This window comes from Actinokineospora sp. (assembly GCF_052390155.1).
Classification (GTDB): domain Bacteria; phylum Actinomycetota; class Actinomycetes; order Mycobacteriales; family Pseudonocardiaceae; genus Actinokineospora.
The window spans coordinates 127921-140200 of record NZ_JBQTHF010000007.1 but is presented as its reverse complement, the minus strand read 5'-3'; the positions used below and the strand labels follow the sequence as shown (position 1 = coordinate 140200).

The following is a 12280-nucleotide window of genomic DNA, read 5'->3' as shown; positions in this document are numbered from 1 at the left end:
GCGTGTCTGGCCCTGACCGGGGCCCGGTCATGCGGATGTCCCGCCGGGTACGGCGCGAGCGCATCCGGCTCACGCTTACGGCGTCCGAACACCGCTGACCTCCCTGCTTCTCGCGGTTCGTGCCCGCCCGCGTTGTCGCTTCTTCTTCCTGGGCAGTTCCGCCCGCACCCGGACCTGGGCCGCGCTGCACGCGCCACCCACTCCCTCGACTACCTGGCGCGGGGCGGTGAGTTCGCGGACCCACATGGTCAGTACGGCGCCCAGCGGGCGCTCGTGGCTGATCCGGGAGCAGATCAGCATGGTCAGGGCGATGGTGGCGACCATGCCCCAGCCGATGGACCAGAACAGGCTGACACCGAGGTTGCGCAACACCGTCAGCGCGAGCAGGAAGACGACGGTCCCGACGCCCCACGCCACGTAGCGCGCGCGCCACGGGAAGGTCGCCTTCGGTGGCCCGAGCCACACCGCGTCCACGCGGTAGACCTCGTCGTCCGTGCGGATCCGCACCTCAATTCACCGGACCTGATCAGCCCGTGAACAGGCCGGCGATCCACCGGCCGATGCCTTCGCCCGCGTTCGTGACGGCCAGGCCGATGACGGCCAGCGCCACGATCACGCCGCCGAGCCTGCGCATCACGCCCGCGTTGTCGCCCTTGCCGCCGCCGAGCCAGAGCAACAGCAGCGCGACCACGAGGAGCAGCAGCGGGATGAGGTTGTTGAGGATCCAGTCGCGGAGGCCGCTGGTGCCGATGCTGGTCGGTTCCTGCTGGGCCAGTTCCATGAGGGCCGTGAGGGTCGGGGTGGTCATGTCGATCTCCCAAGTGCGCGGAGCGGTCAGGGACGTCATCGTGCTCCTGCGCGGCAGGTCTGCGCCGTGCCCTTCGAGTAGAGCAGAAGAGCACATGATTGTCATTTACCAGGTGTAGCCACGGAAACGCGCTCCGTGGTCGAGCGGACCTCCTCATCCCCCGGGCGGGTGTAATCTGACCACACCCATGATGCGGTGATGAGCCCTGGTCACAACCCTATGACCACCACTTTTTCTCGGACATGGGGTGGTTCACCCGCATGCGCCACCCCCCTCACCCTGAGTGCGGCAACTCACAGGCGAACCCGGCTCACTTCCCGGGCGGTGGTACTCCGATCGGTGTACCGCCGATCAGCCCAGACGAGTGGTCCGGGCCATTGTTTCATGGCGGACCGAGCCGCCGACCCCACCCGCCCGCGGTTCAGGATCGCGAGCGGACGGTCCCAGTGCTCAGGAGGTCGGTCAGGGCGTCGATGTCCGGCAGCCTGCCCAGCAGGATCACCAGCAGCACGGCGAGCAGCACCAGGACGCACATCAGCCTGCGGAACATCTTCGCGCTGGTGAACAGCTTGCGGAAGAAGCGCGGCCAGGTCTCTCGCCGAACCCGTTTCCTGGTCATCGGGTGCTCACTCGGGCACGTTCCGGGCAGCCGCCGTTCACCCGGCCGGGGCGTTCACCAGGCCGGGGGAACGCGATCGGCCGGGCACGCCGTACCTTGGACATGGCGAATCTCCCTGCTGCTCCGAGGATGGCCGGGTCTTGCCGCACGGGCGGTCTGCGCTGCAACGCGGGCCGCCCGGTTTTTTTCCCTGCCGACCATTCCTATCGGACGAGGCAGGTGCCCATCGATTAGAGCACGAGGGGCACAGGCAGGTGGACCGTTGGACAGCGGTCCGTGGCTGCAGCGGCCAGGGACAGGGCGGGCGAGTCGGCCGTAAGCCGGATCCTGTCCCCGGGACGTGTCCCGGGTAGCGACCATCCATCTGGACCTGCCGTCGCCGGCAGGCTCGTGCGGCCTACCCGCAGGCTCGGGCGGGCAGCCCTCGAACGCCTGCGCAGGAGCCCGGGGGCTCCCTCTTGGCCTTGCTCCGGGTGGGGTTTACCTAGCCACCCCGGTCACCCGGGGTGCTGGTGGTCTCTTACACCACCGTTTCACCCTTACCTGGCGTCGCCGCCAGGCGGTCTGTTCTCTGTGGCACTGTCCCGCGGGTCACCCCGGGTTGCCGTTAACAACCACCCTGCCCTGCGGAGTCCGGACTTTCCTCGACGGTGGAGCCCACCGCCGCGGCCGCCCTGCCGACTCGCCCGCGGGACCAGGATACGGCCAGGTCCGCGCGTCCCACGGCGTGGACACCGTTGAGTGCCCCGACCTGGGCTGTTCTACTCGTGGTGAGGTCCGGTGACGCAGCCGAGGGGAGATCGCCATCGCGTCGATCCTGATCATGTCCGGCAGCCCGGCGCCGACGGCTCGGGCGGGCATCCTGGTCACCCACGCGGCGGCGACGCTGCGCGGATCGGGCCACCTGGTCCGCGTCCTGGCGGTGCGCGACCTGCCCACCGTCGCCCTGCTGGCCGAAGACCTGGCCAACCCGGAGATCCGCGCGGCGATCGAGACGGTGCGCGCGGCCGACGGGATCGTGGTGGCCAGCCCGGTCTACCGGGCGGCGTACAGCGGACTCGTCAAGTCGCTGCTAGACCTGCTGCCGCTGGGGGTGTTCGCGGGCAAAGCCGTCCTGCCGCTGGCCACCGGGGGCACGCAGGGCCACCTGGTCGCGATCGACTTCGTGCTGCGCCCGCTGCTGTTCAGCATGGGCGCCACGCGCGTGTCGGCTGGGCACTTCGTGCTGGACCAGATGATCGCGGGCGCGGGCGAGGGCTCAGCCGTCCGACCCCTGGCGGCGGCCGCGCTGGACGACGTCCTGGGCACCTTCTCCACCGTCGTGCACCGCATGGCCGCGCGGGCCGAATCGGCCTAGCTCAGGTGGGAGATGTCGTTGACGAGGCGGACCGAGGCGTTGCCGTCGGGGTAGAACTCGACGATCGAGAGGGACGCGAGGTCCAGGTGCAGGCGGAACAGGATCGACGGGCCGACGTCCAGGCCCATCCGCAGCAGGGACTTGATCGGCGTCACGTGGCTGACCACGACCAGGGTGCGGCCGCCATAGCGGGCGATGAGTTCGTCGCGGGCCTTGCGGACGCGGCGGTGGACGGCGTCGAAGCTCTCACCGCCGGGGGGTGGCACGGACGTGTCGGCGAGCCAGTCGCGGTGTTCGCGGGGGTCGCGGGCGGCGGCCTCGGCGAAGGTCAGGCCCTCCCAGTCGCCGAAGTCGGTTTCCAGTAGGCCGGTGTGGGTGATGACTTCGCCGCCGGTGACGGTGGCCAACGCCGCCGCGGTCTGGGTGGTGCGGCCGAGCGGAGAGGCGACGATGGGCGTGTCCGCGTCGACGCCGTCGAGCTTGGCGAGCCTGCGCGCGGCGGCCTCGGCCTGGGTCTGGCCCAGGCCGGTCAGCGGGACGTCGCCGCGGCCCGAATACCGCCGCTCCGCCGACATGGCGGTTTGGCCGTGCCGCAGCAGGAGGAGCCTGGTCGGCGCGCCCTGGGCGCCGCTCCAGCCCGCGGGCGAGGTCGGCTTGGGCTCGATGCCCGCCTGCGCGTCGCTCCGGTCCGACTTCGACTCGATGCCCGCTCGCGCGTTGCTCCGGTTCGAGGACCGGTCCGGCTTGGGCTCGATGCCCGCCTGCGCGTCCATGGCCTCGTTGGCCAGTCGGTCGGCGTGTTTGTTGCGCTCGCGCGGAATCCACTCGTAGCTGACGCGGGCGAAGGTGCGCGCGATCTTGCCCGCTTCCAGCGCCAGCGGCTGCATCGACGGGTGCTTTACCTTCCACCGACCCGACATCTGCTCGACCACGAGCTTGGAGTCCATCCGCACTTCGACGGTGTCGGCGCCCAGCTCGGCGGCGGCCCGCAGGCCCGCGATCAGGCCCTGGTACTCGGCCACGTTGTTGGTGGCCACACCGATGCCCTCGGCCCGCTCGGCCAGCACCTCGCGGGTGTCGGCGTCGAACACCGCGGCGCCGTAGCCCGCGGGGCCCGGGTTGCCCCGGGAGCCGCCGTCGGCCTCGACCAGCACTCTCACAGGCCGGACTCCGGGGTGCGCACCAGGACGGCGCCGCATTCGTCGCACTCGATGACCTCGTCGGCCGGGGCGTCCTTGATCCGGGAAATCTCGCGCCGGTCCAACTCCAGGCGGCACGCACCGCAGCGGCGGGCGCGCAGCAGCGAGGCGCCGATGCCCTTGCTCGCGCGCTTGCGCTCGTAGAGGGCGAGCAGCGCCTCGGGGATGTCGGGCAGGATCTTGACCCGCTCGGCGCCGCGGCGGGCGTCGATGGTGTCGAGGTCGGCCAGGTTCTCGTCGCGGCGGTGGGTGGCCACGGTGAGCGCCTCCTCGGCCTTGGCCAGCTCGACCCCCGCGTGCTTGCCGTCGAACTCGACTGCCTCGCGGCGCTCCATCAGCTCCAGCAGGTCGTCTTCGAGCACCCCCTGGCGGCGCTCCAGCGTGGCCAGTTCGTGGTCCATGTCGGTGAGCTGCTTGGCGTTGAGCGTGCCGCCTGCGAGCAGGCCGCGGTCGCGCTCCTCGCGGGCGCGGACGGCGTCGATCTCCTTCTCCTGGCGGGCCACTTCGCGGTCGAGGTCGTCGAGTTGGGTCTGCACGGCCACCATGGCATCGCGCTTGGCCTGGGTGGCCTTCTCCGCCGCGGCGATCTCGGCCAGCTCCGGCATGGTGCGGCGGCGGTGCCGCGCGCGCGCCAACTCGGCGTCGACGTCGGCGAGATCGAGCAGCCTGCGCTGCGCGGCGGAATCGGCTTTCACCCTGGGAACCTCCCGGTTCGGTCTGACGTGCCCGCGGCCTGAGCGGTCCAGGGATCGGTGCGACGTGTGGAGACAACGGTCTCAACGCTACCGCCGAGCGCGGCTCGCAGGATCTCCGCCGCCTGGTCGCACCACGGCCACTCACTGGCCCAGTGGGCGACGTCGACCAGCGCGGGCACGTCGCCGCCCGCCAGGTGCTCACCCGCGGGGTGGTGACGCAGGTCGGCGGTGACATAGGCGTCGACCCCGGCGGCGGTCGCGGCGGCGAGGTAGGAGTCGCCCGCACCGCCGGACACGGCGACCCGGCGCACCCGGCGGTCCGGGTCGCCCGCGGCCCGGACGCCGCCCGCGGTGGCGGGCAGGGCGCGGGCCACGCGTTCGACGAACGCCGCGAACGGCTCGGGCGCGGGCAGTTCGCCGAGGCGGCCGATGCCGGTGCGACCGTCGGCGTTCGGGTTGAGCGGGCCGGTGACGGTGAGCCCGATGGCGGCGGCGAGCGCGTCGGACACGCCGGGGTCGGCGGCGTCGGCGTTGGTGTGCGCGCAGAACAAGGCGATGCCCGCACGGACCATCCGGTGCACCAGCGCGCCCTTGGGGGTGTCGGCCGCGACGCCGTGCACGCCGCGCAGCAGCAGCGGGTGATGGGCCACGATCAGTTGCGCGCCAAGGGAAATCGCTTCGTCCACTGTGGACTCGACGGGGTCGACGCAGACGAGCACCCTGGTCACATCGTCGGCTGGGTCGCCGCACACCAGGCCGACCGCGTCCCAGCTTTCGGCGAGCGCGGGCGGGTAAGCGGCGTCGAGCGCGGCCGCCGCGTCGGCAACGGTCGTCACAGGCGTACCTCCAGGGCGAGTTCGACACGGAGCGCGGCAGACAGCGGCCAGCATTCCTCGGACGCGCGCACGGCGACGCGCAGGTGGTCGTGGCCGAAGCCGGTGAAGTATCGCCGCGGCGCGCGGCGATGCCGCGGGCCCGCGGCCCGGCCCGGACGCGCTCCCCGTCGGCGACCTCCAACAGCAGCAACGGCGCGGCGACCCGGCGCGGCGTCGACGTGGTACCGCAGGAGCGCGTGCTCGTCGGGTCCGATGCTGGTCATCGCGGGGATTGTAAGGGCACCTCAGCGCACGTCTGCTTCATCTGTCCCGCACCAGCTGCCGCTCGCCCGCGACCGCAGTCGTCGTCGGCAGTACACCTGCGCCGCGCGGGCCTCGACGGCCGGGTGCGGGTGTCGTAGTCCTTGCCGATCCGGCCATCGGAGTTGAACACCTGATGCACCGTCATGCTCTCGAATCCCCTGCTTGCCCTTACCAAGAGGAAACTCGGCCCGAGGTCTACCCTTGCCCACTCAGACTTCCTCGGCGCCCGCACTGGTCAAGCCGTCGTAGTACTCGAACATGTCGTCATGCCGGATGACGGAACTTCCGCGATCACCTTCTCGACGCTGTTCGCGTTGGCGGGCGTTTCGCCATGGCGCTTCGCGGTGAGTCAGCTCGCTCAGCCAATTGGCCTGCTTGTCGCCATAAGCGGCCAAGACCGCTTCGACAGTCTCCCGCTCGCCGGCCCTGAGCGCTGCCGGGTCGCCGCCCAGGCGTTCATCGGAATCGAGCCGCAACCGCCCTCGGTGCTGCCGATACAACTCCGGTACCACAGGACCGTTGGCCCACGCTTCGATGCGCTCCTCGAACAGCGGCTCTTCGTCCCAGACCAGGTGCCATGCCTGTAGTAAACGAGCTTCTGCAGCTTCATCGCCGTCATCGGACCCTTGCGGGACAGAATGAAGGCGGCCACGTCCAACGCTCGCGCCACAAGCCCTCCTCCCAGCACCTGACAGGGACGATCCGCATGGTCGAGGCGTTGCTCTCGACCAACCCAAGCATCCCAGATCAACCGCGTTTCGTTGCGTACGGCCCGCATCACTTGCGGAACGAGCCGCTAGAACACATGTTCGATTCTAGTCGCCCCGTCCGCGCCCCCGCCAACCTGATCGTGAAGATCACCTGGTCAGGTGATGGCGAGTCCGGTCAGGGCCCGCGGCAGTGGGTCCCGGTGCAGGACGCCGAGGCGTTGGGTGGCGCGGGTGAGGGCGACGTAGAGCTCGGCCGCGCCGCGGGGGCCGTCGGCGAGGATCCGCATCGGGTCCACGACCAGGACGGCGTCGAACTCCAGGCCCTTCGTCTCCGAGGCCGCCACCGCGCCCGGCACACCCGGTGGCCCGATCACGACACTGGTGCCTTCGCGACCGGCTTCCGCCCGCACGAATTCCTCGACGGCAGCGGACAGTTCGTCCTCGCTGACCCGCCTGGACCACGGCTCGACACCGCACGCGCGGACCGACTCCGGTGGCTGGACCCCGGGTGCGAACTCGGCGAGCAGCGCGGCGGCGACGGTCATGATCTCCGCCGGGGTGCGGTAGTTCACCGTCAGCGACCGGTAGACCCAGCGGCCGGGCACGTACGGCTCCAGCATCGTGCCCCACGACGTCGCTCCGGCCGCGGACCGGCGTTGGGCGAGGTCGCCGACCACGGTGAAGGATCGGCCTGGGCAGTGCCGCATCAGCACCCGCCAGTCCATTTCGGACAGTTCTTGGGCCTCGTCGACCACGATGTGCCGGTAGGTCCAGTCCCGGTCCGCGGTGGCGCGTTCGACGAGGTCACGGGTGTCGTGCTCGACGAACCGGGCGGCGAGGTCCTCGGCGTAGAGCAGGTCCGTGGCGAACAGGTGGTCCTCGTCGTCCATCGAGTCCTGGCGGCTGACGAGGAGGTCCAGCGCGCGGTCGGCGTACTCGGCCTCGGCCCTCCGCTCCCGCTCGGCGGCCCGCTCGGCTGCCTTGTCCGCCACCGTGTCGCGCCCCAGCAGGTCGACCAACTCGTCGAGCAGCGGCACGTCCGACACCGTCCAGGCGTCGCCGTCGGCGCGCGACAACGCCGGGTCGCCGCCCGCGGCCCGTAGTCGTTCGGGGGACGAGTACAGCGGTGCCAGCAGGGTTTCCGGCGTCAGCACTGGCCAGAGTTCATCAAGCGCGGCGGTGAACGCGTCGTCGTCCGCGAGTTCCTTGAGCAGGTCCGCCCGCATCTCCTCCCATGCTTTGCGGTCGTCCCTGGTCAGCCAGCCCCGACCGATCCGGCCAATCGCCCGTTCGGTGAGCACATACGTGACGATCTCGGTGAACACCGCGCGGGCCTCGTTGTGCGGCCGACCGCAGGCGCGCGCCTCCTCCCTGGCCCACGCCGCGGTCTCGGCGTCGATCCGCACCGTGACGTCACCCAGGCCGATCGGCAGCGGGTGCTCCGGCAGCCGCTGCCGGTCGGCGACCGCCGCCGCGAGCACGTCGAGGATCTTCAGCGAGCCCTTGAGCCGCGCGGCTTCCGGCGTGTCCTCGGCAGTGACGTGCAGGCCGGGCACAAGGTCGCCGGTGGTCATGAACACCACGTCGGACTCGCCCAGCGACGGCAGGACGCGGCTGATGTGGTTCAGGAACGCCGGGTTGGGCCCGACCACGAGCACACCATGGCGCTCCATCCGCTCCCGCTGGGTGTAGAGCAGGTACGCGACGCGGTGCAGCGCCACCACGGTCTTCCCGGTGCCTGGGCCGCCCTCGATCACCAGCACCCCCGGGTGGTCGAGCCGGATGATCTCGTCCTGCTCGGCCTGGATCGTCGCCACGATGTCGCGCATCCCGGCCCCACGCGGCGCGTTGATCGCCGCGAGCAGCGCCGCGTCCCCCCGATCACTGTCGTCCGGGCGGCCGAGCACCTCGTCGGTGAAATCGAGCACGTGGCGCCCGCGGGTGTGGAACTGGCGGCGCCGACGCATGTTCTCCGGGGTCGCGGCCGTGGCGACGTAGAACGCGCGCGACGCCGGTGCCCGCCAATCCAGCAACACCGGTTCGTAGTCGTTCTCCTCATCGAAGAGGCCGATCCGGCCGATGTACGAAGGGTCGCCGGAAAGGGTGTCCAACCGGCCGAAACACAGCCCGTTGGCCCCGACGTCCAGCCGCTTCAGCTCTTTGGCCGACGCGCGCACCTGATCGTCCCGCTCCATGGGGGTCCCGCCGGTTCCCCGCAACGCCGCGTCGTACTGATCCTTCACTCGCGCGCGCTCGGCGTCGAGCCGCGCGTAGAGCTCGGCCACGTAGCCGCGCTCGGACCGCAATTCCTCTTCGTACCCCTGATTCGACACAGGCCCCTCATAGCGTTGTTTCGGCGGGTGTTCCGTCAACTGCGCGCTCAGCCGACGGGCGCGCCGAACCACCTCGGCAGGTGGCTGAGCAGATCCGCCTGATCTTCCCCGACCCACGCCACGTGGCCGTCCGGCCGCAGCAGCGCCGCGGGCACGTCCAGTTCCTCGCTGACGTCGACGACGTGGTCGACCCGATCCGCCCAGCCTGCCACCGAAAGCAGGCCGGTCTGGTCGAGCAGCAGGCCGCGGCCGCCGTGCATCAGCCCGTAGAGGCGCCCCCGCTTCAGCCCCACGTCCCGCAGCCGCCTGCCGAGCAGGTCATGTCCCTCGCCGAAGTCGTAGCGGATCCCGATCGCGATGATCCTCTCGATCAGGTACCGGTTCACCTCCTCGAAGTCCATCAGGTCCGCCACCAGTCTGCGCACCGCCTGGGGACCCGGTTCGGTGGACATCAGCTCCGTCTGCGCGCGGGTGTTGTCCAGCACGTCGGCGGCCACCGGGCGCCGTTCGGTGTGATAGCTGTCCAGCAGCCCCTCCGGTGCCCAGCCGTTGACCTCGGCGGCCAGTTTCCAGCCGAGGTTGACCGCGTCCTGAAGGCCGAGGTTGAGGCCCTGCCCGCCCATCGGCGGGTGGATGTGCGCCGCGTCGCCTGCCAGCAGCACGCGGCCGGTCCGGTAGCGCTCGGCCAGCCGGGTGGCGTCGCCGAAGCGGGACAGCCAGCGCGGTGAGTGCACGCCGAAGTCGGTGCCCGCGAGCTTCCGCACCTGCCGCTTCAGCTCGTCCAGGGTCGGTGGGACCGTGCGGTCCTCCGCCACCCCCTCGGCGGGCGCGACGACGCGGTACAGCCCGTCCCCGAGGGGCATGGCGCCGAACACCTTCTGGGTCTTGCGGACTTCGGCCCCCACGGCGTTCAGCGTCTCCAGCGGCGCGGTCAGCTCCACCTCGCCCAGCAGCCACTCGACCCTGGCGGGCTCGCCGGGGAAGCCGACGCCGAGCAGCTTGCGCACCGTGCTGCGGCCGCCGTCGCAGCCGACGAGGTAGCGCGAGCGCAGCCGGGTGCCGTCGGCCAGCTCGACGGTCACCCCGTGGTCGTCCTGGCTCAGCCCGACCAGTTCGTGGCCGCGCCGGATCTCGACGCCGAGCTCGGTGGCGTGCTCGGTCAGCAGGCGGTCGGTGGTGGTCTGCGGGATGCCGAGGACGTACGGATGCGCGGTGCCCAGCCGGTCCGGCGGCAACGGCTTGGTGATGCCCGCGAAGAAACCATCGACCGGGTACTGCTGACCGAGCGCGAGGAACCGCTCCAGCAGGCCGCGCTGGTCCAGCACCTCGACGCTGCGCGCGTGCAGGCCGAGCGCGCGGACGATCCTGGTCGGCTCCGCGTCCTTGTCCAGGACGAGCGCGTGCACGCCGTGCAGCTGCAACTCCGCGGCCAGCAGCAAGCCGGTCGGTCCACAGCCCGCAACGATCACATCAATCATGAAAACCCCCGTTTACCCGGTGCCTCGGCCGACGATTCTGCGGCAGTACCCGGGTCTTGCGGCAAGCCCCCCGGTGCGCTATATGTTGAAGTGGAAGGAGTGGGTTCCCTCCTTTCTGTCACGCCGCTGTCGGCGGCCAAGCCACGCAGGATCCCCCGGTCTGCCGGGTCCGCATGCACTGGGCGGGCGCGCCTGGCTTACCGTTGGGGAGTGCGGTTGAAGCTGCTGCTGCGCCCGGGCTGGCTGCTCCTGGCGCTCGTCGTCGTCGTGTTCGCGACGGCGTGTTTCACGCTGCTCGCGCCATGGCAGTTCCGCCGCCACGACGACCGCAAGGCCACCAACGACGCCGTGCAAGCCTCGTTCGACGCGGGCCCGGCGGCCATCGACACCGTGGACCGGGCCGACTGGCGCCGGGTGACGCTCACCGGCAGCTACCTGCCCGACGCCGAGGCGCTGGCGCGGTTGCGCACCGTGCAGGGCGCGGCGGCGTTCGAGGTGCTGACCCCGTTCAGGATGAGCACCGGCGACGTCGTGCTGGTCGACCGGGGGTTCGTGCGGCCGGTGGAGGGCGTGCGGGTGCCCCCGTTCGCGGCGGCGCCCAGCGGCCGGGTCGACCTGGTGGCCAGGCTCCGCACCGACGAGACCGACCCGCAGCGCAGACCCGCGTTCCGCGACGACGGCCGTACCCAGGTCTACGCCGTCGACTCACGCACGGTCGGCGCGGCTGCCCGGGTGCCGATCCGGCCGGGCTACCTGCAGCTTGAGGAAGGCTCACCGGGCGTCCTCGGCGCGCTGCCGCTGCCGCAGTTGGCGGCGGGCCCATTCCTGTCCTACGCCCTGCAGTGGATCGCGTTCGGCGTGATGACCCTGCTCGGCCTGTGCTACTTCACCTGGCGCGAGATCAAGCCGGGCGGCGCGCTGGACAAGCCGGTCCGCCGTCGGTCCGTGGCCGAGATCCTGGCCGAGGACGACGCGAAAGAGCGCGCGGACGCCTAGTGCGGTGGCCACGACGGCCGAACAGCAGGGCGAGTGGTGCGGCGACAGCGGCAGTCAGCGCGCCGACAACCCGGGACAGCTCGACCGCCCGAGTGACATGGCCCGCGTCGGGCATCCGGCCGTCCCCGAGTACCGGCCGGTCCTCGACGCCGTGCGGGTAGACCGTGCGGCCGCCGAGGCGGACCTCCAGGGCGCCCGCGAACGCCGCCTCCACCCGGCCCGCGTTGGGGCTGGGGTGCGCCGAGGCGTCCCGCTGCCAGGCCAGCCACGCACCGCGGCGGTTGCCGCCGACAACGGGGGCACCCGCGACCGTCAGCGCGGCCGCGAGCCGCGCGGGCACCAGGTTGGCGGCGTCGTCCAGCCGGGCCGACGCCCAGCCGAACCGGCGGTAGCGCGGCGACCGGTGGCCGACCATGGCGTCCATGGTGTTCACCGCGCGGTACCCGAGCAGGCCCGGCACGCCCGCCACGGCACCCCAGAACAGGGGCGCGACCACCGCGTCGGACGTGTTCTCCGCCACCGACTCGACCGTGGCGCGGGCCATCGCGGCGGCGTCGAGCGAGTGCGGGTCGCGCCCGCACAGGTTCGGCATCCGCGCCCGGGCGTCCTCGACGGCCCCCGCGTCGAGGTGTCTGCCGATCATCGCGCCCTCCGCGGCGAGCGACCGGCCGCCCAGCACGACCCAGGTGGCCAGCGCGGTCGCGGCGACCCGGGCCACCGGGTTGCGGCGCGCGGCGCGTTCCACGGCGACGCCCAGCGCGATCGCGCCCCCGGCCAGCGTGGCCGTGTAGACCGCTCCTGGCGCCCGGTGGTCGCGGTACAGAACCCGCTCGACCTGCGCGGCGACGCGACCGAACCCGGCCACGGGGTGCAGGCGCCGGGGATCGCCGACGGCCGCGTCCGCGGCGGCCCCGAGCAGCAGTCCGATAGCGCGCGCCACCGCCAC

At 71.7% G+C, this 12280-nt stretch carries 13 protein-coding genes and 1 other RNA gene; 2 read left to right on the top strand and 12 right to left on the bottom strand.

Annotation, left to right across the window (positions count from 1 at the left end; all coding sequences use genetic code 11):
* Positions 1-75: 75 nt before the first annotated feature.
* From ACT4N7_RS03880 to rnpB, 4 genes are all read right to left on the bottom strand, one after another.
* Positions 76-507 carry a hypothetical protein gene (locus tag ACT4N7_RS03880; protein ID WP_444827167.1) on the bottom strand — a complete coding sequence of 144 codons (432 nt, stop codon included), beginning with the start codon at positions 505-507 and terminating at the stop codon, positions 76-78.
* A gap of 19 nt (positions 508-526) precedes the next feature.
* Positions 527-808 carry a hypothetical protein gene (locus ACT4N7_RS03875; protein ID WP_444827185.1) on the bottom strand — a complete coding sequence of 94 codons (282 nt, stop codon included), beginning with the start codon at positions 806-808 and terminating at the stop codon, positions 527-529.
* A gap of 421 nt (positions 809-1229) precedes the next feature.
* Positions 1230-1427: a hypothetical protein gene (locus ACT4N7_RS03870; RefSeq protein WP_444827166.1), complete on the bottom strand. Its 198-nt coding sequence runs from the start codon at positions 1425-1427 to the stop codon at positions 1230-1232.
* A 301-nt stretch (positions 1428-1728) separates the two neighbouring features.
* Positions 1729-2112, bottom strand: an RNA gene (gene rnpB, locus ACT4N7_RS03865) — RNase P RNA component class A.
* A 138-nt stretch (positions 2113-2250) separates the two neighbouring features.
* Between rnpB and ACT4N7_RS03860 the strand changes: the two genes are divergently transcribed.
* Positions 2251-2784 (top strand): NAD(P)H-dependent oxidoreductase, encoded by a 534-nt coding sequence (locus ACT4N7_RS03860; protein ID WP_444827165.1) that lies wholly within the window; start codon positions 2251-2253, stop codon positions 2782-2784.
* Here ACT4N7_RS03860 and ACT4N7_RS03855 read toward each other — a convergent pair.
* The 7 genes from ACT4N7_RS03855 to rox all read right to left on the bottom strand — a co-directional run bounded on the left by ACT4N7_RS03855 (position 2781) and on the right by rox (position 10338).
* Positions 2781-3983, bottom strand: a complete 1203-nt coding sequence (locus ACT4N7_RS03855) for a bifunctional RNase H/acid phosphatase (protein ID WP_444827164.1) — start codon at positions 3981-3983, stop codon at positions 2781-2783. The two genes, ACT4N7_RS03860 and ACT4N7_RS03855, sit on opposite strands and share 4 nt — an antisense overlap.
* Complete coding sequence (locus ACT4N7_RS03850; protein ID WP_444827163.1) at positions 3941-4678, bottom strand: zinc ribbon domain-containing protein; 738 nt, start codon at positions 4676-4678, stop codon at positions 3941-3943. Before ACT4N7_RS03850 ends, ACT4N7_RS03855 begins: the two co-directional genes overlap by 43 nt.
* Positions 4675-5514: a Nif3-like dinuclear metal center hexameric protein gene (locus ACT4N7_RS03845; protein ID WP_444827162.1), complete on the bottom strand. Its 840-nt coding sequence runs from the start codon at positions 5512-5514 to the stop codon at positions 4675-4677. Before ACT4N7_RS03845 ends, ACT4N7_RS03850 begins: the two co-directional genes overlap by 4 nt.
* Positions 5511-5777 (bottom strand): hypothetical protein, encoded by a 267-nt coding sequence (locus ACT4N7_RS03840; RefSeq protein ID WP_444827161.1) that lies wholly within the window; start codon positions 5775-5777, stop codon positions 5511-5513. Before ACT4N7_RS03840 ends, ACT4N7_RS03845 begins: the two co-directional genes overlap by 4 nt.
* Positions 5778-6026: 249 nt before the next feature.
* Positions 6027-6554: a Panacea domain-containing protein gene (locus ACT4N7_RS03835; protein WP_444827160.1), complete on the bottom strand. Its 528-nt coding sequence runs from the start codon at positions 6552-6554 to the stop codon at positions 6027-6029.
* A gap of 128 nt (positions 6555-6682) precedes the next feature.
* A complete protein-coding gene (helR, locus tag ACT4N7_RS03830; RefSeq protein ID WP_444827159.1) occupies positions 6683-8860 on the bottom strand; it encodes an RNA polymerase recycling motor ATPase HelR in 2178 nt (725 codons plus the stop codon).
* A 47-nt stretch (positions 8861-8907) separates the two neighbouring features.
* Entirely contained in the window at positions 8908-10338 is a 1431-nt protein-coding gene (gene rox, locus ACT4N7_RS03825) for a rifampin monooxygenase (protein WP_444827158.1), read from the bottom strand.
* A gap of 210 nt (positions 10339-10548) precedes the next feature.
* On the opposite strand from rox, the gene ACT4N7_RS03820 reads away from it, so the two are divergent.
* A complete protein-coding gene (locus ACT4N7_RS03820; protein ID WP_444827157.1) occupies positions 10549-11334 on the top strand; it encodes an SURF1 family cytochrome oxidase biogenesis protein in 786 nt (261 codons plus the stop codon).
* Here ACT4N7_RS03820 and ACT4N7_RS03815 read toward each other — a convergent pair.
* Positions 11240-12280, bottom strand: a complete 1041-nt coding sequence (locus tag ACT4N7_RS03815) for a cobalamin biosynthesis protein (RefSeq protein WP_444827156.1) — start codon at positions 12278-12280, stop codon at positions 11240-11242. The genes ACT4N7_RS03820 and ACT4N7_RS03815 overlap by 95 nt on opposite strands.